The 18,029-nt window shown below is 59.3% G+C and carries 16 protein-coding genes; 7 read left to right on the top strand and 9 right to left on the bottom strand.

Translation table 11 applies throughout. The features are described 5' to 3' along the window. The first annotated feature begins 80 nt into the window (after positions 1 to 80). The 3 genes from CWC48_RS15845 to CWC48_RS15835 all read left to right on the top strand — a co-directional run bounded on the left by CWC48_RS15845 (position 81) and on the right by CWC48_RS15835 (position 3,441). Positions 81 to 287 carry a hypothetical protein gene (locus CWC48_RS15845; RefSeq protein WP_100492174.1) on the top strand — a complete coding sequence of 69 codons (207 nt, stop codon included), beginning with the start codon at positions 81 to 83 and terminating at the stop codon, positions 285 to 287. A 110-nt stretch (positions 288 to 397) separates the two neighbouring features. Continuing rightward, positions 398 to 2,287 (top strand): alkaline phosphatase D family protein, encoded by a 1,890-nt coding sequence (locus CWC48_RS15840; protein ID WP_100492173.1) that lies wholly within the window; start codon positions 398 to 400, stop codon positions 2,285 to 2,287. A 140-nt stretch (positions 2,288 to 2,427) separates the two neighbouring features. Further along, positions 2,428 to 3,441 (top strand): diguanylate cyclase, encoded by a 1,014-nt coding sequence (locus tag CWC48_RS15835; RefSeq protein ID WP_100492172.1) that lies wholly within the window; start codon positions 2,428 to 2,430, stop codon positions 3,439 to 3,441. A gap of 12 nt (positions 3,442 to 3,453) precedes the next feature. Here the strand turns inward: CWC48_RS15835 and CWC48_RS15830 are convergent, their stop codons facing one another. Then, positions 3,454 to 4,482, bottom strand: coding sequence for an amino acid ABC transporter substrate-binding protein (locus CWC48_RS15830; RefSeq protein WP_078050125.1), 1,029 nt, complete (start codon positions 4,480 to 4,482; stop codon positions 3,454 to 3,456). A 144-nt stretch (positions 4,483 to 4,626) separates the two neighbouring features. Between CWC48_RS15830 and CWC48_RS15825 the strand changes: the two genes are divergently transcribed. Both CWC48_RS15825 and CWC48_RS15820 read left to right on the top strand, forming a co-directional pair. Next, positions 4,627 to 5,520: a LysR substrate-binding domain-containing protein gene (locus tag CWC48_RS15825; RefSeq protein WP_100492171.1), complete on the top strand. Its 894-nt coding sequence runs from the start codon at positions 4,627 to 4,629 to the stop codon at positions 5,518 to 5,520. 89 nt (positions 5,521 to 5,609) lie between these two features. Beyond that, positions 5,610 to 6,860: an aspartate aminotransferase family protein gene (locus CWC48_RS15820; RefSeq protein ID WP_100492170.1), complete on the top strand. Its 1,251-nt coding sequence runs from the start codon at positions 5,610 to 5,612 to the stop codon at positions 6,858 to 6,860. Here CWC48_RS15820 and CWC48_RS15815 read toward each other — a convergent pair. Next, positions 6,857 to 8,881: a c-type cytochrome gene (locus CWC48_RS15815; RefSeq protein WP_100492169.1), complete on the bottom strand. Its 2,025-nt coding sequence runs from the start codon at positions 8,879 to 8,881 to the stop codon at positions 6,857 to 6,859. The two genes, CWC48_RS15820 and CWC48_RS15815, sit on opposite strands and share 4 nt — an antisense overlap. Positions 8,882 to 9,080: 199 nt before the next feature. Between CWC48_RS15815 and CWC48_RS15810 the strand changes: the two genes are divergently transcribed. Together CWC48_RS15810 and CWC48_RS15805 are read left to right on the top strand one after the other, a co-directional pair. After that, positions 9,081 to 9,584, top strand: a complete 504-nt coding sequence (locus CWC48_RS15810; protein ID WP_078050129.1) for a DUF6622 family protein — start codon at positions 9,081 to 9,083, stop codon at positions 9,582 to 9,584. A 70-nt stretch (positions 9,585 to 9,654) separates the two neighbouring features. After that, positions 9,655 to 10,374: a hypothetical protein gene (locus CWC48_RS15805; protein WP_078050130.1), complete on the top strand. Its 720-nt coding sequence runs from the start codon at positions 9,655 to 9,657 to the stop codon at positions 10,372 to 10,374. 132 nt (positions 10,375 to 10,506) lie between these two features. Here CWC48_RS15805 and CWC48_RS15800 read toward each other — a convergent pair whose 3' ends face one another. The 7 genes from CWC48_RS15800 to CWC48_RS15765 form a co-directional block, all read right to left on the bottom strand. Next, entirely contained in the window at positions 10,507 to 11,601 is a 1,095-nt protein-coding gene (locus tag CWC48_RS15800) for a pyridoxal phosphate-dependent aminotransferase (protein ID WP_100492168.1), read from the bottom strand. 145 nt (positions 11,602 to 11,746) lie between these two features. After that, on the bottom strand, positions 11,747 to 12,634 hold the full coding sequence (gene cyoE / locus CWC48_RS15795) for a heme o synthase (RefSeq protein ID WP_003194050.1): 888 nt from the start codon (positions 12,632 to 12,634) through the stop codon (positions 11,747 to 11,749). 11 nt (positions 12,635 to 12,645) lie between these two features. Continuing rightward, positions 12,646 to 12,987, bottom strand: a complete 342-nt coding sequence (gene cyoD / locus CWC48_RS15790) for a cytochrome o ubiquinol oxidase subunit IV (RefSeq protein ID WP_016979640.1) — start codon at positions 12,985 to 12,987, stop codon at positions 12,646 to 12,648. Next, positions 12,987 to 13,613, bottom strand: a complete 627-nt coding sequence (locus tag CWC48_RS15785) for a cytochrome o ubiquinol oxidase subunit III (protein WP_010206435.1) — start codon at positions 13,611 to 13,613, stop codon at positions 12,987 to 12,989. The genes cyoD and CWC48_RS15785 overlap by 1 nt, the downstream gene beginning before the upstream one ends. Positions 13,614 to 13,616: 3 nt before the next feature. After that, positions 13,617 to 15,635 carry a cytochrome o ubiquinol oxidase subunit I gene (gene cyoB / locus CWC48_RS15780; protein WP_078050132.1) on the bottom strand — a complete coding sequence of 673 codons (2,019 nt, stop codon included), beginning with the start codon at positions 15,633 to 15,635 and terminating at the stop codon, positions 13,617 to 13,619. A gap of 3 nt (positions 15,636 to 15,638) precedes the next feature. Further along, complete coding sequence (gene cyoA / locus CWC48_RS15775) at positions 15,639 to 16,580, bottom strand: ubiquinol oxidase subunit II (RefSeq protein ID WP_078050133.1); 942 nt, start codon at positions 16,578 to 16,580, stop codon at positions 15,639 to 15,641. 792 nt (positions 16,581 to 17,372) lie between these two features. Continuing rightward, positions 17,373 to 17,879 carry a disulfide bond formation protein B gene (locus CWC48_RS15765; protein ID WP_078050134.1) on the bottom strand — a complete coding sequence of 169 codons (507 nt, stop codon included), beginning with the start codon at positions 17,877 to 17,879 and terminating at the stop codon, positions 17,373 to 17,375. Positions 17,880 to 18,029: the final 150 nt, after the last annotated feature.

Below are 18,029 nucleotides of genomic sequence, written 5' to 3'. Positions count from 1 at the left end.
GGCCTTTTTGCGCTCTATACCGTTGGCTTTGCTTCGCCTCATTGTGCGAAGCATCCTCTAATCACTAGCAGGAAACTCCAATGGATATCTCAAACCTCCAAACGCTGAACATCTTCCATTACTCCACGCTGCCGCAGGATGCCGGAGAGTCACAGCGCACGAAGCACAACATTGAGGACATACATTCGGAACGGAACGCCGAGGACAACGACAGTGCAGCCGCCAGTAACAACCGCAGGAAGGGCAACGGCAACACAGACAGCCTGGGAAGGGGCTACTTGCCTTAACCCGAATCATACGAAGAGCTGTGCACGGCTCTTCGTATTTCCCCCTTAACAAAACACTGACATTCACTGCGTTAATCTTGCCGGTTCATCCCGCCTGGACCTTTGCCTGCATGCCGCACCTCGACACACTGCCCGCCGTACTGGCCGGCCCACTGCTGCGACGCCTCGAACCTCGGCGCCTGGTGTTGTGGCTGGTAGGCAGTCGAGCCCTGGAATTGACCCTGACGTTGCATCTGCCAACCGAAACGCTGGAGATCACCCTTGACCAATGCCAGATCGTGCCGGTGGGGCGCCACGCCTTTATCCACCTGATCGACGTCCCGCTGGGTGATGCGCTGCCCCTGGACGTGGAGATCCCCTACGACCTGGTGTTCGACAACACCGGCATCGCCGACTGGGCACCGCACCTGCTGTATGCCAACGCGCAACTTCCAAGTTTTGTTTTGCACAGCCGTATCCATCAGCTGGTACACGGCTCCTGCCGCAAACCCCATCACAGCGCCGACGAAGGCCTGCTGTGCGTTGACCGCCTGCTGGCTGAAGCCCATACCCCGGCCGACCGCCCTGCCCTGCTGATGATGAGTGGCGACCAGGTGTACGCCGACGATGTCGCTGGGCCAATGCTGCGGGCGATCCATGCGCTGATCACACGCCTGGGCCTGTTCGATGAATACCTGGAAGGCGCCGTGGTGGACGACAGCGCCAGCCTCTATGGACACCGCGCCAGCTACTACCATCGCGCCGACTTGCTGCCGGCACTGGACAGTAACGAGACCCTGCGCGAACGCTTCTTTGGCGGAGTGAAAAAACCCATTTTCACCAGCAGTACCGCGGACAATCACCTGGTGACCTTCGCCGAAGTCATCGCGATGTATTTGCTGGTGTGGTCACCCACGCCCTGGACGCTGATCACGCCTCAAGCACCGCAACTGAGTCCTGAAGAACAGCAACGTTATGGCCGCGAACAGGCACAGATCGATACATTCCGCGACGGCCTGCCTGGCGTTGCGCGGGTGTTCGCCCACCTGTCCACCTTGATGATCTTTGATGATCACGACATCACCGACGACTGGAACCTCAGCGCCCAGTGGGAGGAAACCGCCTACGGTCACCCGTTCTCCAAGCGCATCATCGGCAATGCCCTGCTGGCCTACCTGCTGTGCCAGGGCTGGGGCAACCAGCCGGATGCATTTGGCGAACTGATCAGCCAAAGCCAGGCGCTTACCCGCCAACCCCAGGCCAACCATCTGGATGCCGGAGCGCTGGATGAGTTGATCGAAACGCTGCTCAAGTTCCAACAATGGCATTACGTACTGCCCACCACCCCCGCCCTGGTGGTGCTCGACACCCGTACCCGGCGCTGGCGCAGCGAGTTCACCCTCAAGCAACCCTCCGGCCTGCTCGACTGGGAGGCCTTGAGCGAACTGCAACAGGAACTGCTCGACCACCCCTCGGCCATCATCGTCTCGCCCGCGCCGATCTTCGGCGTGAAGCTGATCGAGACGGTACAGAAGGTCTTCAGCTGGTGCGGCCACCCCTTGCTGGTGGATGCGGAAAACTGGATGGCCCATCGCGGCGCGGCCCAGGTGATCCTCAACATCTTCCGCCACTCGCGCACGCCGGGAAACTACGTGATCCTCTCAGGTGACGTGCATTACTCATTCGTCTACGAAGTGCTGATCCGCCATCGCAACGCCGGCCCCAGGATCTGGCAGATCACCAGCAGCGGCATCAAGAACGAATTCCCCCCAAGGCTGTTGGAATGGTTCGACCGCCTCAACCGCTGGCTCTACTCACCACGCTCGCCCCTCAACTGGTTCACCCGCCGGCGCACCATGCAGGTAGTGCCGCATATTCCCGAGCATGCAGAAGCCGGCGAACGACTATGGAATTCGGCGGGGATTGGCCAAGTGTTTTTTAACGAACAGGGCCAGCCTGAAGCGATTTATCAGCACAACGCGGATGGTAAGGCGCAGACGAGGATGGTGGCGCCGCAATAATAGCCTATCGCCATCCACCATAAGCCGTACATCTGCCCTATTCAAAGCCACCAAGCCCCGTTGTACAGTAGCCCCAGCCACGGAGTATCGGCGTCAACAACGACAGGCATTGAGCGCCTGTCCACGCAAGGAACGCGAAGATGAACGATACCTCCGACAACAATCCGTTGAAGCAAGATTTCTCTCACTTCAACGCCGACATGCTGCACACCGTTCTGGAGTTGGTCAGCGACGGGATTTGGGACTGGAACGCCAATACCGGGTTCGTCTATCGCAACCCGGGGTGGTACGAAATGCTCGGCTATCACCGCCATGCGCTGGAGAACAACGTGTTCACCTGGGAAAACGTGATCCACCCGGATGACTACCCTCAGGTGATGAAGCTGTTTGACGACTACATCCACCGCCGCGCCCCTCACTATCAAGCCGAGTACCGTTGCCGCAAGGAAGACGGCAGCTACCTGTGGATCGAAGACCGGGGCTACGTGATTGCGCGCAATGCAGACGGTTCAGTGGCGCGCATGGTCGGCGCGCACCGTGATATTCACCTCAGAAAATGCTCCGTCGAACAATTGGAACGACGCAATCAATCCCTTGAGGCCCTGGTGGCTGAACGCACGCGGGAGCTGTCGCGGGTCAATCGACAGTTACAACTTCAGTTGGATGAAAACCGCTCCTTGGCCGAGCGGGATGCCCTGACCCTGGTCGCCAACCGTTATCGCCTGGAGAAAGTGCTGCTGGAAGAGTGTAACCGTGCCCAACGCTTTCGCCTGCCGCTGACGTTGATTGCGATGGACATCGATGACTTCAAGCCGATCAATGACCGCTACGGTCATGGCGTGGGCGACCGCACGCTGGTGCAGGTGGTGGAATGCCTGGAAAGCTGTATTCGCCCCCATGACGTACTGGCCCGGTGGGGTGGCGATGAGTTTGTACTGGTGCTGCCCAAAACCTCGCTGGAGATAGCCATGGCGCTGGCAGAACGCATTTGCCAGGTGATGAGAAGGCAGCCGCACAACGGCAACCTCAAGATCACCCTCAGCCTTGGCGTGGCCGAGCGTCAAAGGGATGAACCCCCCACAGCCCTGATGGCGCGTGCCGACCAGGCGTTGTATCGCGCCAAGGCTGCGGGCAAGGATGGGGTGTCGCAATAACACCCCTGCGGGTTATCGAACCGGCGGCGCGTACTGGATACCGCCGTTGTTCCACAGTGCATTGAGCCCGCGCTTGATCTTCAGCACGCTGCCCTGGCCGATGTTGCGCTCGAACACTTCGCCGTAGTTGCCCACCTGCTTGACGATCTGCACCACCCAATCCTTGCGCAGTTTGAGGTCCTTGCCGTATTCGCCATCAGCCCCCAGCAACCGTGCAACGTCCGGGTTCTTGGTGGTCTTGGCCTGCTCTTCGACGTTCTGCGAGGTGATGCCCATTTCCTCGGCATTGAGCATGGCGAACAGGGTCCACTTGACGATGCTGAACCACTCGTCATCGCCCTTGCGCACCAACGGCCCCAGTGGCTCCTTGGAGATCACTTCCGGCAGCACCACGAACTCGTCCGGGTGGGCCATCTTGATGCGCTGGGCATACAGGCCCGACTGGTCAGTGGTCAGCACGTCGCAACGCCCGGCTTCCAGGCCCTTTGCGCTTTCGTCGGCGGTGTCGAAGGTAATCGGCGTGTACTTCATGCCGTTGGTGCGAAAGTAATCGGAGACATTCAACTCAGTCGTAGTACCGGCCTGAATGCACACCGTGGCCCCGTCCAGTTGCTTGGCACCGGTGACACCCAACTTGTTATTCACCAGAAAGCCGATGCCGTCGTAGTAGGTCACACCGGTGAACACCAGGCCCATGCCCGAATCACGGGAACTGGTCCACGTGGTGTTGCGAGAGATCACGTCGATCTCGCCGGACTGCAGCGCGGTGAAGCGTTCCTTGGCGGTCAATTGGGTGAACTTCACTTTTGACGCATCACCAAACACCGCCGCCGCCACCGCGTGGCACACGTCCACATCGATGCCGGTCATCTTCCCTTTACTGTCCGGCACGCCAAAGCCCGGCAGTCCATCGCTGACGCCGCATTGGATGAAGCCTTTTTTCTGGATCGCGTCCAGGGTCACACCCGCGTAGGCGGAGCTCGCCAGGCCAAGCGCGGCGGTGGCGCCCATCGCGGCCAAAGTCATTTTGAATGGGTTCATGCATGGCTCTCCCTGTCATTCCTTATTATTCGGCGCCGCACAGCCCGCGCCGGTTTATAGTGCTGCCGGGCAGTATCAACGGCTTTACACCACTGCCACAAACGACCTTTAGGCAAAGGCTCCTTCCGATTTGGAATGAACTGCATGATTTCAAAACGCTTGACCCCTTCGATGACGGCCTTGCAGTGCTTCGAAGCCGCCGCCCGTCATTTGAGCTTCACTCGCGCCGCCGAAGAGCTGCACCTGACCCAGAGTGCAGTCAGCAAGCAGGTGGCGCAGTTGGAAGAGATGCTCTGCCACAACCTGTTCGAACGGGTGCGCCAGCGCTTGTACCTCTCGCCGGCGGGCTCGCTGTACCTGGCCGAGGTGCACAAGATCCTCACCCAAGTGGACATCTCCAGCCGCTATATCCTCACCTATGGCGGCGAAACCGAAGTGCTGCGCATCGCCACCCAACCGACCTTCGGCGACCGTTGGCTGGTGCCCAAGCTCAAGGATTTCGCGGCGAAACACCCGAACATCCACTTGGATGTGCGCAACGAACTGGAGCCCTTCGATGTGCTGCAGGCCAAGGCCGATATCGCGTTTTTCTTCGGCCAGGGCTCATGGCCGGGGGCGACGTGCATCGAACTGTTCCGTGAGGCGGTGGTGCCGGTGTGTGCACCGTGGTTTGTGGCCGAGGGCAGCGATGCTTCCTCACGCCACACCTTGCTGCAATGCACCTCGCGCCCGGAAGCCTGGCACGAATGGTTCCTGGAACAGGGGCTGCACTCGCAGAACAGCTACCACGGACCGCGCTTCGACACGTTCTACATGTGCATTCGCGCGGCGCAATCGGGCTATGGCGTGGCGTTGGTGCCGCAGTACCTGGTGGCCGAAGAACTGGCACAGGGCAGCCTGATGATTCCATGGGACTACGCGATGCCCAGCAGCGGCGCGCACTTTATCGCTCACGCCGAACATGCCGGCGAGATTCCCAAGGTGAAGGCGTTCCTGAACTGGATGGTGGAGTACATCCGCGTACATCCCGACTTTTAATAATGACCCGGCGACTTTATTTCGTTTGCGGCAAGGGCGGGCGCCCGGCTTAGATAAAAACAAGCCCGTCACTGCCGAGTCCCCGATTCATGAGCCGCGAAACCATCAGCCAGTCGATTTCCATCGTTCACCCTATCAGCCTCAGCCACGGTAAAAACGCCGAGGTGTGGGACACCTCGGGCAAACGCTATATCGATTTTGTCGGCGGTATTGGCGTGCTCAACCTCGGCCACTGCCACCCCGGCGTGGTCGAAGCGATTCGGGAGCAGGCCACCCGGCTGACCCACTACGCGTTCAATGCCGCCCCGCATGCGCCCTACATTGAGCTGATGGACCGCCTGACCGCATTCATCCCGGTGGACTACCCCGTCAGTGGAATGCTCACCAACAGCGGCGCGGAAGCGGCGGAAAACGCGCTGAAGATTGTGCGTGGTGCCACCGGACGCACCGCAGTGATCGCCTTTGACGGCGCCTTCCACGGCCGCACCTTGGCCACGCTCAATCTCAACGGCAAGGTGGCGCCCTACAAACAAAAAGTCGGTGTACTGCCGGGCCCTGTGTATCACCTGCCCTACCCCAGCGCCGATAACGGCGTGACCTGCGCCGAAGCACTGAAGGCCATGGACCGCCTGTTCAGCGTTGAAATCGACGTCAACGATGTGGCCTGTTTCATCATCGAGCCGGTACAGGGCGAAGGGGGGTTCCTGGCGCTGGACATCGAATTCGCCCAGGCGCTGCGGCGCTTTTGCGACGAGAAAAACATTTTGATGATTGTCGATGAAATCCAATCGGGCTTTGGCCGCACCGGCGAGCGTTTTGCGTTCTCGCGCCTGGGGATCGAGCCGGACTTGATCCTGCTGGGTAAAAGCATCGCCGGCGGTGTGCCGTTGGGCGCCGTCGTAGGGCGCAAGGCGTTGATGGACAATCTGCCCAAAGGTGGCCTGGGCGGCACCTATTCCGGCAACCCCATTGCGTGCGCGGCAGCGTTGGCGACCCTCGATGCCATGACCGATGAACACCTGAAAACCTGGGGCTTACAGCAGGAAGAAGCCATCGTCAGCCGTTATCAGACCTGGTGTGCGCAAGGCCTGACTCCTTACCTGGGCCGTCTGACCGGCGTGGGCGCCATGCGCGGCATCGAACTGGCCAACGCCGACGGCACACCCGCGTCGAAACAGCTGACCCAGTTGCTCGGCCTGGCGCGGGACGCCGGTGTGTTGCTGATGCCCAGCGGCAAGGCGCGGCACATCATCCGCCTGCTGGCACCGCTGACCATCGAGCCTGCGGTGCTGGAGGAAGGCCTGGATATCCTCGAGGCCTGCCTCAAACAGTTGGACTAGTAACGCGCATCGGCAGGTTTGCCGCCGTTCGGCCAATCCTTGACCTTGTCCGGGAAGTCCGGGCGCGGTTGCCCCGAGAAATACGCGGCCACGTCCACGGCTTCCTGGTCCGACAGACCGCCCTGCCCCAGCGGGAATTTCTCATGGAAGCCAATCGGCATGTTGCGTTTGACGAACGCCGCCGCCGTGTAGGTGCGGGCCATGCCGGCGCCGATATTGAAGGATTGCTCACCCCACAACGGTGGGTAGATAAGCTCGCCATCCGCCCGCGCCAAGCCTTGGCCATTGTCGCCGTGGCACACCGCGCACTGCTTGGCGTAGACCTGCTTGCCATTGGCCAGGTCCGGCTTGATCGCCGGGTCGACCTTGCCCACGCCGCGCCCGGCGACTTTGTCTTCGGGGCGGGTGTTGTTTTTCATCCAATCGAAATAGGCGACCATCGCTTGCATGTCTGCCGATTGTGGCGGCAGTGGCTTGCCATTCATCGAGCGGCGGAAGCAGCCGTTAATTCGTTCTTCCAGGGTCACCACCTTGCCTGCGCGCGGCGCATAGCTGGGGAAAAACGCCGAGACGCCTACAAACGGAGACCCATCCGCTACCGTGCCAGCGTTGAGATGGCAACTGGTGCAATTGAGTGAATTGCCGACATTTTTGGGCAGCAGCTCTTTGGTTTGCAGATGCAGGCGCATGCCGCGAATCACCTGGTCGGCGTTGGGCGCCGCAAGCAACTCGGCCAGGCGCGGGGTTTCGAAGGCCGATGAATCGGTGGTGGCCGGGTTGAGTTGGTCACGCAGTTTCTTCACCTGGCCGGCGCTGATCGGCGTGCCTTCGTTACCCCAACGGGTACGTACGAAACTGAGGATCTCGGCGATTTCCAGATCGTTCAAACGGGCGAAACCCGGCATGGTGTAGATCCGTGGGTGCGTTGCCGTTTGTGCGGTCTCCCAGCCGGTGAGGGTGATGTGCAGCAGTGAAGTCGGGTTGCTGGACGCAATGCTCGGATTGCCGGCCAAAGGTGGGAACAGGCCTTTCACGCCCGCACCATCGCTGCGATGACAATTGCTGCAGAACTGCATGTAACCCAGTCCGCCGCGACTGGTGAACAAATCTGCAGGTGGCACGGCTGGCGCCTGGGCCACGGACGGCATGGGCAAGTCGTCTTTACCGGGCGCTAGGGATTTCAAGTAACTGGCGATAGCCGTCAGGTCATAGTCGCTGAAGTGCTGGGTGCTGTGGTGAATCACATCGGCCATATTGCCGGCGACCGTGGCAAAGCGGTTTTGCCCGGTCTTGAGCAGTTGCACGGTGTCTTCCACCGTCCACAGGTTACGCAGGCTCAGGGCGCGCCAGTGCTCGACGGTTTCGCCGGCCAGGTAGTGCTGGCCGCTGACACCCTCGTCGCTCATGACTTTTTCCTGGAACGCAATGCCCCGTGGCGTGTGACAGGAGCCGCAGTGGCCCAGGCCCTGGACCAGGTAGGCGCCTCGGTTGAGTTGTTCATCGCGTGCGGGATCCGGCTTGAAGGGTTGTTTGTCGAGGAAGACAAAATTCCACAACGCCAGTCCCCAGCGCTGGCTGAACGGGAAGCCCATGTCCGCCTCGAGATTGGCCTGCTGCACCGGCTCGACGCCTTGCATCAGATAGGCGTACAGCGCGCGCATGTCGGTTTCATTCATCTTGGCGTAAGACGGGTACGGCATCGCCGGGTACAGGTTCATGCCCGTCGGCGTCACGCCTTCGCGCATGACGCGGTCGAACTCTTCGAAGGTGTAGGCGCCAATCCCTGTCTCTCGGTCCGGCGTGATATTGCTCGAATAGATCGTGCCCATCGGCGTGCTCAGCTCCAGGCCGCCGGCCATCACCTTGCCTTGCTTGGCCGTGTGGCAGGCTACGCAGTCGCCCAGTTGCGCGACGTATTTGCCCTGCTCGATCAGCGAAGCGTCGGGAACGTTGGCGTGCAGGGGAAGAGACAGGCAAAGCGTCGCCCCCAGCAAGGCCAGGCGAGAAAGGGAAAGCGCCATCGCATTAGTCCTTTAATAACCTGGCGTGGGGCGGTCCCCTCGGCGCAGGTCAGTGGTCGTTTTTATGGGTTCATCAGGCCTCTGTGTTGTAACGGTTTTGTGGGCGGGGAGTGTTGATGTGAGTCAGGGGCAGATCGCTGGACAAAGGCGTCAGTACTCAACGACTATCCACCACCTCCCCTCTGCACGGACGCACACCATGCTCGACATCCTCCAAGGCACGCCCATTTGGGTCTACGCCATTTACCTGTGGATTTGCTACTACGGCATCAAGGCCTGCCTGGGTGGACGCGAAAATCGCCGCTCGCTGGTGATCCTGCCGGTGGTGCTGGTGGTGTGGTCGTTGATGTCCTTGGCGCCTTCAATCTTGTCGAGCGGCGCCTGGGTCGCAGGCGCAGTGCTGGGCAGCCTGGTGGGGATGGTGCTGTTCAACGTTGAAGGGGCGCGGCTGGATGCCAATGGCGAGACCCTGGTATTGCCGGGCACCTGGAAAACCCTGCTGATCTCGCAACTGTTCTTTGCGGTGAAGTACTACTTCGGTTACCAGCAAGCCGTGCATCCGCTGCTGCTGAGCACGCCGACGATGTTGATGGCAGTTGGCGGCGTATCGGGGTTTACCGTAGGTCTGTTTTGCGGACGAGCCGTGCGGCTGCAGCGGGCGCTGACGGCGTTGCGTCGGGATAAGGGCATTGTGCTGCCTTGACCTGACCTCCCTCCCCCCTGAAAATGCCCGACGTTTTTTTGTCCTCGTTTACTGAAGTAGTGAAATTTCAATGTCCGATTCTTACACCGAAAAATCCGCCCCCGAAGAATCCGTAGCCGCGTTGCAATCCAAAGCCGAATACGAAAACGCCATCAATCTTTCACAGCATCTGCCAGCGGCCAAGATCATCAGCGAGATGGTGCTGGACGCGTTCCACACCTCCAAGGAAAGCGACCAGATCCGCGAACTGCGCGTGGCCATCCGCCAGGCCCACGATGCCTTCGACGACGACAAGGCCTACGACTTGATGGGCCAGCTCAAGCAACTCAAGGACGCCGAGGCCGCCGACAACGCCGCCCTGGAGAACCTGAGCAGTCAGTTTTCCATCAGCCGCATCCTCTCCAGCTTCAAGGACGACCCCGAATTCCAGGAGTTGGTCTACGGCCTGGCATTGAAAGTGCTGAACCAGAGCCACCAGGCCATCAGCAACCCAAGCGCTGGCAAGAGCAAGGCGTCACGGCCCAAGAAAGAAGCCGAGGTGTTTGTGATCAGCAAGGATGGCATCAGCGTCACCCTGCCGCTGCGCACGCCGCGCTCCAAGCTGAACGTTGACCGTGAGGCGTTCGAGTTCCTGGGGTTCAGCTTTGTGGGTGAAGGGGATGAAGCGGAGCTTGCGGTTGAGAGCTTTGTGGATAACGCCGGCGCCGAGCAGCCGCTGAGCCGCAAGAGCGTGATCACTGCGCTGCAGCAGCAGACCGCATTTGATGGGTACAGCATCGCACAGCAGTAACCCAAGGCAAGCTGCACCGCAGAATCAAATGTGGGAGCTGGCTTACGTGCGATAGCATCACCTCGGTCTCATTGATATACCGAGGCGTCTGCATCGCAGGCAAGCCAGCTCCCACATTTGTTTTGCATCGGTTTAACCCGCGCGTTCGACTTGTGCCGCAAACACCTCCCGAAACCGCGCCATCTCCCGCTTGTTCCCCACCGTCACCCGTACCCACTGCGGCCAGTTTTTAAACACACGGCCGATCATCACGCCTTGGGCTGCCAGTTTCTCGATCACCTGCTCCGCCGGTTGCTTCACGTCGATCATGAAACAGTTGGCCTGTGACGCCGTGCAGGTGAACCCACGCCCTTTCAGCCAGGCCACGGTCTCATCGCGCAGTTGCTGATTGAGCGCCTTTCGTTGCGGCAGCAGTTTGACGTCCTCAAGGCTGGCAAGGCCGCCGAGCAAGGTAGAGCCTGCCGGCACGTTGTCGCCGCCAAACACGGCCAGTTGCTCCAGCAACGCCGGGTGGCCGATCGCCAGGCCCAGTCGAGCGCCGGCCAGGCCGTAGATTTTCGAGAAGGTGCGCAACACCAGCAGGTCGTCGTGATCCTTGACCCAACTGACGACGCTGGGCACGTCGGCGAAGTCGATGTAAGCCTCGTCCACCACCAGCACACTGCCCTTGGGTTTGTTCGCCAGGGCGTGGCGGATGGCCTCAATCGGGGTGACGGTGCCAGTGGGGTTGTTGGGGTTGCACAGGTAGAACATGCCGGCCTGGGGATCGGCAGCGAGCATGGCCGGGATATCGTGGGCGTGGTCGGCGCCGAGGCTGACTTCCTTTACCGGCGCCTTGTTCGATTCGGCGGCCTGGCGCGGCACTTCGTAGGACGGCGTGGGCATTACCAGGCCACGGGTCTCGCTGGTAAACGCCAGTACTGCGTAGCGCAGGGCGGCCATGGAGCCTGCGAACACAGCCACCTGTTCCTCGGCAATGCCTTGCTGCTGGGCAAATAACCCGGCCAGCGCGTACATATGTTTGTAAGGGTAACGCCCGGACGTGGCGATTCCCTGCTGCATTGCCTCACGGGCGGCCCGTGAGGGCCCGTAGGGGCTTTCGTTGTAGTTGAGCAGCACCTTGTCAGGTTGGGTCGGCGGCGGGCTGGCAACGGCCCAATCGAGGCGCCCCAGCAATGGCAGGGCTGCGCCAAGGGCGAGAAGGGACCGGCGACTGACGCTGACCATAGAGCTACTCCTTGTAGACGGGTAATGGATTCGCACAACGCGTACAGAGGGGTATGACGAGAAAAACACCCGCAGATTTAAAACCACGCCCAAGAAAAAGCCCCGCGCGTCTCTCGACGGCGGGGCTTTTTCACTGCGGGACCACTCAGTGAGCGTAGGTCAGCAACAGCTCTTTCGGCACTTGGAAATCCAGGGACATCATCACGCTGAGCGCGGTGATGGTGAAAATCGAGAACACGAACAGCTTGCGCGCCCAGACGGTGTCGTCCACCGCCTTGTAGCCGGTCCAGGCCATGTACAACCAGTACATGCCCATGGCAGCGGCGACGGCGAGGTAGCTCATGCCGGCGTAGCCACTGAAGGTCAACATCAAGGTCGCCACGAGGAAGGCCAGGATGTACAGCAGGATGTGTTTCTTGGCGACCTGGATGCCACGCTTGACCGGCAGAACCGGAATCGAAGCAGCCAGGTAGTCATTGAAGCGGAAAATCGCGATGGCGTACGAGTGCGGCATCTGCCACAGGCTGAACATCACCAGTAGCGTCAGCGCGGCCATGTCGAAGCTATTGGTCACAGCCACATAACCAATCACCGGCGGCATCGCCCCCGACAGACTGCCCACCAGCGTGCCGTGCACCGACTTGCGCTTGAGGTACAGGCTGTAGAGGCCGACGTAGATGACAAAGCCGATCACGGCAAACAGCGCCGCCAGCGGGTTGGCCACCTTGTACAACAACGCCACTCCGGCAACACCCAGGACGGTCGCATAGATCAGTGCCAGTTTCAGGGAAATGAGGCCCTGGACCAGCACACGATTCTTGGTGCGCTCCATCTTGATATCGATGTCACGGTCGATGCAGTTGTTGAACACACATCCGGAAGCTACCACCAGGGAAGTGCCGATCATCGCAGCCAGGAAGATGGCCAGATCGACATGTCCCTTGGAGGCCAGGAAGAAACCGCCCGCCACAGAAAGCACGTTACCGAAAATGATCCCCGGTTTGGTGATTTGGATAAAGTGCTTAAGCGACATCGGGTCTTACCTCACTTCGCCATCATGAACGTATGGATGCTGAACATGATCCATATCGACAGGCCAACCAGCAGTACGATTACGATCCCAGCGAACACGAATGCAACCACGTTGTCGCGCTGTTCCTTGGAACGATCCAGGTGCAGGAAGTACACCAGGTGAACCAGAACCTGAATCACCGCGAATGCCAGCACGATCATCAAGGTGATCGACTTAGGCAGGGTCGGGTACATCACCAGACCGAACGGGATGAGCGTCAGGATTACCGACAGGATGAAGCCGATGGCGTACGACTTAACGCTGCCGTGGCTTGCATCATGGCTGTCATGGTCATGGGAGTGTGCATTAGCCATTACAGAGTCCCCATCAGGTAAACAACGGTGAAGACGCAGATCCAGACCACGTCCAGGAAGTGCCAGAACAGGCTCAGGCAGCTCAGGCGAGTCTTGTTGGTGTTGGTCAGGCCGTGTTTATTGACCTGATACATCATCACCGCCATCCACAGCAGGCCAGCCGTTACGTGCAGACCGTGGGTACCTACCAACGTAAAGAACGCAGACAGGAAGCCGGAACGGTGCGGGCCGTAGCCTTCGGAGATCAGCAGGTGGAACTCATTGATCTCCATGCCGATGAAGCCCAGGCCGAACAGGAAGGTCAGTGCCAACCAGCTCAGTACGCCTTTCTTGTTGCCCTTGTAGAAGGCCAACATGGCGAAGCCGTAGGTGATCGAACTGAACAACAGCAAGGCGGTTTCGCCGAGCACGTAAGGCAGTTCGAAGATGTCGTGGCCCGATGGGCCACCCGCTACGTTGTTTACCAGCACCGCGTACACCGCGAAGATCGACGCAAACAAGATGCAGTCGGTCATCAGGTAGAGCCAGAAACCGAAAACGGTCATCGGCCCCGAGTCGTGGTGATGGTCATCGTGCCCATGGTCATCGACATGGGCGTGTCCAGCATTGGTCACTAAGTTCGACATGGTTTAAGCCTGTTCCAACGAGGTTTCTACACGGTTGGCCGGGATTTTCTTCTCGGCGACCAGGCGAGCGTGTTGCTCGGCTTCGATGCGTTCGATCGTCTCGACCGGCACCATGTAGCCTTGATCATCACGTGCAGCGTGGACAATGAAGTAGCCGATGGTGCCCACCAGGCTCGCGATTGCCAGCCACCAGATGTGCCAGATCATCGCGAAACCGAACACGGTCAACAGCGCGCCCATCACCACGCCAGTGGCGGTGTTGTTCGGCATGTGGATCGGCTCGTAGTGCTTAGGACGCTGGTACGCAGTACCGTCTTCCTTGGCTTCGGTGAACGCATCAATGGTGTTCGCAGTAGGGATCACGGCGAAGTTGTAGAACGGCGGTGGCGACGAAGTCGACCATTCCAGGGTGTGGCCATTCCATGGGTCACCGGATTCGCAAGCGTTCTGCTTACGGTCACGGACACTCACGTACAGCTGGATCAGCTGGCAGGCGATACCCACAGCGATCATCACCGCACCGAACATGGCGACGTACAGGTACGGCACCCACTCAGGGTTGGTAGTAGCGTTCAGACGACGGGTCATGCCCATGAAGCCCAACGCGTAGAGCGGCATGAACGCGACGAAGAAGCCCGAGATCCAGAACCAGAATGCAGCCTTGCCCCAACCTTCGTGCAGCTTGAAGCCGAACGCTTTCGGGAAGTAGAAGCTGAAACCAGCGATGTAACCGAATACAGCACCACCGATGATCACGTTGTGGAAGTGAGCGATCACGAACAGGCTGTTGTGCAGTACGAAGTCAGCACCCGGGATGGCCAGCAGTACGCCGGTCATGCCGCCGATGGCGAAGGTCACCATGAAGCCCAGGGTCCACAGGACCTGGCTGGTCATGCGCAGACGACCGTGGTAGATGGTGAACAGCCAGTTGAATAGCTTCACCCCCGTCGGGATGGAAATCAGCATCGTCGCCAGGCCGAAGAAGGCGTTGACGCTGGCACCCGAACCCATGGTGAAGAAGTGGTGCAGCCACACCATGAAGCCCAGTACCGAGATTGCGCCCGATGCGTAAACCATCGAGTGGTGACCGAACAGGCGCTTGCCGGTAAAGGTCGAGATTACTTCGGAGAAGATACCGAACGCTGGCAGGATCAGGATGTACACCTCAGGGTGACCCCATGCCCAGAACAGGTTCACGTACATCATTGGATTGCCACCAAGCTCGTTGGTGAAAATGTGGAAATCCAGGTAACGGTCAAGCGACAGCAGCGCCATGGTAGCGGCCAGGATCGGGAACGAAGCCACGATCAGGACGTTGGCCCAGGTGCAGGTCCAGGTGAAGATCGGCATGTCCATCAGTTTCATGCCAGGGGCGCGCATTTTCAGGACGGTGGCCAGGAAGTTGACCCCCGTCAATGTCGTCCCGAGTCCTGATAACTGTAGCGCCCAGATGTAGTAGTCCACACCCACGCCAGGGCTGTATTGCAGGCCCGACAATGGCGGATACGCAACCCAACCGGTCTTGGCGAATTCGCCGACGCCCAGGGACACGTTGATCAGCACCACGCCGGAAACCAGCAGCCAGAAGCTCAGGGAGTTTAGGAACGGGTAGGCAACGTCACGGGCACCAATCTGCAGCGGCAAGGCAAGGTTCATCAGGCCGGTGAAGAATGGCATCGCCATGAAGATGATCATGATCACACCGTGAGCGGTGAAGATCTGGTCATAGTGTTCAGGTGGCAGGTAGCCAGGCGAACCCTCGGTGGCCATGGCCAACTGGGTACGCATCATGATGGCGTCGGCAAAACCACGCAGCAGCATGACCATGGCAACGATGACGTACATGACGCCGATTTTCTTGTGGTCGACCGAAGTCAGCCACTCGGTCCACAGGTAGGTCCACTTCTTGAAATAAGTGATTGCTGCAAACAGTGCCAGACCACCCAGCGCGATCATGGCGATGGTCACCATCACGATCGGCTCGTGGAACGGGACCGCATCCCAACTTAATTTACCAAACATCGTTTACTCCTCTGCCCCAGCAGTTGAATGCGAGCCCGTGTCAGAACCTTCAACCGCGGCCACTTCTTTCTTCTCGTGCTTGACCGGCTTGCCTGGCTTCATACCTTCGTACTTGTCGACGATTTTCTGAAACAGGTTCGGCTCATACGTGGAGTACAGAGCGACTGGGTTGTTTTGGCTTGGTTTGGTCAGGGCGTCGTATTCAGCTTGATCAAGCTGTTTAGGTGCGGCCTTGACTTCGGCTACCCAGGCGTTGAAACCTTCCTGGCTCGTCGAGATCGCTTTGAATTTCATGCCGGTGAAGCCAGCGCCGCTGTAGTTCGCGGAGATGCCTTCCATTTCAGCTTTTTCGTTGGCGATCAGGTGCAGGCGGGTCTGCATGCCTGCCATCGCGTAGATCTGGCCGCCCAGGGCTGGGATGAAGAACGAGTTCATCACGGCGTCGGAGGTGATCCGGAAGTTAAGCGGGGTGTTCTCTGGGAACTGGATTTCGTTGACGGTGGCGATACCCAGGTCCGGGTAGATGAACAGCCACTTCCAGTCCAGCGCGACCACTTCGATGTTGATCGGCTTGACGTCGGATTCCAGCGGACGGTACGGGTCCAGCTCGTGGGTCGACTTATAGGTGATGTAACCCAGGGCGATGATGATGAGGATCGGGACCAGCCACACCGCGATTTCGATCTTGGTGGAGTGCGACCACTTCGGCGCGTAGGTCGCGCTGGTGTTCGACGCGCGGTATTTCCAGGCGAAGGCGAAGGTCATGATGATCACAGGGACCACGACCAGCAGCATCAGCAGGGTGGCGGTGATGATCAGGTTTCGTTGATCCAGACCGATCTGTCCTTTCGGGTCCATCAAGGTCCACTTGCAGCCTCCCAGCATTAACATCATGCCAAGCAGCGGCAAAAAGCCTAGTAATCGGGGGTACCTGTTTTTACTCATCTCACGACCTCTAAAGCAGCTTGCGCAATGCAGTTGGGTTTTGATCGCCAACACTTCACCCTGCCAAGGGTTGGCATTTCTCTTCGATTGAATAAGAGCCTGCCCATCACGCCAAAAGGGGGCGTTTCACGGACCTGCGGTGAGTTCTTATTCGATTTCGTGGTTAAAGGCCTTGTTACAGACCAATTCCATTTGGTGCGGATAGTTGAAAGGCTGCCGGAACCTTGGGGTCGCACAGAGCCATCCATCTGCCCCTCGACCGCTCCAGTGCTCAAATATTGAACAGCACAGGACATTCAGTGCGGGCGATTGTAGTTAGCTAGCGATGTATAAACCATGTCTTATAAAGAAATAATTTTTATCGATTACAGCAATAATCCTTCACCATTATTGCAACGGTTCGCGATCTTATCGCGTTCGATTCTCAACAAAAACCACAAAAATTGCCGTGTTATAGGGCAATCCACCGCAGTCCTTACAGCCTGTAAGGGCATGCCAAACCGATGCAACCCCCCATAAAACAAGGCATTCGGACATCACAGATTCGCTGGCGCGGCGCGAGGTTCACAGACTCGCCAGAACGACGAACTGACAGCACATCTTGGTCATCCGATGCAAATTTAAGCGGCCGTTCGGCGGGTCAGAATCGTCCTGCGACGGCTTCCGTGTGACAACATGTCGCACGCTGCGCACACCCAAAATTGCCCCGCGTCACGTTCCGTTCACAAATCCCTACAAGCAAAAACGCCCCGGCCTTCATTCAGGAAGGACCGGGGCGTTTGCGCGATCGGCTCAGCCTTGGCGCTGGCGATTGCGGTAAATGCCCAGCGGCACCAGGATCACCGTCAGCACGAAGGCAACCAGCGCCCACTGTGCCAGGGACAGGCCGAGTACGGGCGGGTACGGGGTGCTGCAGAAGCCATCAACCTGGAAGCCCAGGGGAAACACCTTGGCCAGCGGCAGGTCATCGACGATCGGTTGCAGCACATCGATGCCGCAGCTGACTTGGGGGAAGAACTGGGTGTACACATGATGGCCGGCGGCAGCCACCCCGCCGAGGGCGCTGAGGATCACCAGGCCTTCAAACAGCGTGATCGCGCCCTTGGTGCGCATGGCCGCGCCGATGAACGCGAAGATCGCGATCAGCAACAAGGCGTAGCGTTGCAGGATGCACAGCGGGCATGGCGCCTCGCCCAGCACCACCTGCATGTACAGCGCACCGCCAATCAGCGCCAGGCAGATGATGCCCAGCAACACCAGAAAGCGCCGCTCCCGGCCTAAACGCAATTCGTCACTCATCTCCGTTTCCCTTTGTTTGGTTGTGCCAATGGCCGCAAGTTTACACACAGGGGATGGTTTAAACAGAGGGGGGTTAACGGGGGATTAATCGTGGGAAATGTTGTGGCTGTATGGACGCTATCGCGGGCAAGCCCGGCTCCCACAGGGGAT

It is taken from the genome of Pseudomonas sp. S10E 269 (assembly GCF_002798465.1).
GTDB classification, from domain to species: domain Bacteria; phylum Pseudomonadota; class Gammaproteobacteria; order Pseudomonadales; family Pseudomonadaceae; genus Aquipseudomonas; species Aquipseudomonas pergaminensis.
The sequence above is the reverse complement of the archived record's forward strand: the minus strand, read 5'-3'. Positions and strand labels throughout refer to the sequence as shown.

Bases quoted from the DNA above. Each gene is read 5' to 3' on its own strand.
- CWC48_RS15845 (WP_100492174.1), top strand. From the start codon at position 81: ATGGATATCTCAAACCTCCAAACGCTGAACATCTTCCATTACTCCACG.
- CWC48_RS15840 (WP_100492173.1), top strand. From the start codon at position 398: ATGCCGCACCTCGACACACTGCCCGCCGTACTGGCCGGCCCACTGCTG.
- CWC48_RS15835 (WP_100492172.1), top strand. From the start codon at position 2,428: ATGAACGATACCTCCGACAACAATCCGTTGAAGCAAGATTTCTCTCAC.
- CWC48_RS15830 (WP_078050125.1), bottom strand. From the start codon at position 4,482: ATGAACCCATTCAAAATGACTTTGGCCGCGATGGGCGCCACCGCCGCG.
- CWC48_RS15825 (WP_100492171.1), top strand. From the start codon at position 4,627: ATGATTTCAAAACGCTTGACCCCTTCGATGACGGCCTTGCAGTGCTTC.
- CWC48_RS15820 (WP_100492170.1), top strand. From the start codon at position 5,610: ATGAGCCGCGAAACCATCAGCCAGTCGATTTCCATCGTTCACCCTATC.
- CWC48_RS15815 (WP_100492169.1), bottom strand. From the start codon at position 8,881: ATGGCGCTTTCCCTTTCTCGCCTGGCCTTGCTGGGGGCGACGCTTTGC.
- CWC48_RS15810 (WP_078050129.1), top strand. From the start codon at position 9,081: ATGCTCGACATCCTCCAAGGCACGCCCATTTGGGTCTACGCCATTTAC.
- CWC48_RS15805 (WP_078050130.1), top strand. From the start codon at position 9,655: ATGTCCGATTCTTACACCGAAAAATCCGCCCCCGAAGAATCCGTAGCC.
- CWC48_RS15800 (WP_100492168.1), bottom strand. From the start codon at position 11,601: ATGGTCAGCGTCAGTCGCCGGTCCCTTCTCGCCCTTGGCGCAGCCCTG.
- cyoE (WP_003194050.1), bottom strand. From the start codon at position 12,634: ATGTCGCTTAAGCACTTTATCCAAATCACCAAACCGGGGATCATTTTC.
- cyoD (WP_016979640.1), bottom strand. From the start codon at position 12,987: ATGGCTAATGCACACTCCCATGACCATGACAGCCATGATGCAAGCCAC.
- CWC48_RS15785 (WP_010206435.1), bottom strand. From the start codon at position 13,613: ATGTCGAACTTAGTGACCAATGCTGGACACGCCCATGTCGATGACCAT.
- cyoB (WP_078050132.1), bottom strand. From the start codon at position 15,635: ATGTTTGGTAAATTAAGTTGGGATGCGGTCCCGTTCCACGAGCCGATC.
- cyoA (WP_078050133.1), bottom strand. From the start codon at position 16,580: ATGAGTAAAAACAGGTACCCCCGATTACTAGGCTTTTTGCCGCTGCTT.
- CWC48_RS15765 (WP_078050134.1), bottom strand. From the start codon at position 17,879: ATGAGTGACGAATTGCGTTTAGGCCGGGAGCGGCGCTTTCTGGTGTTG.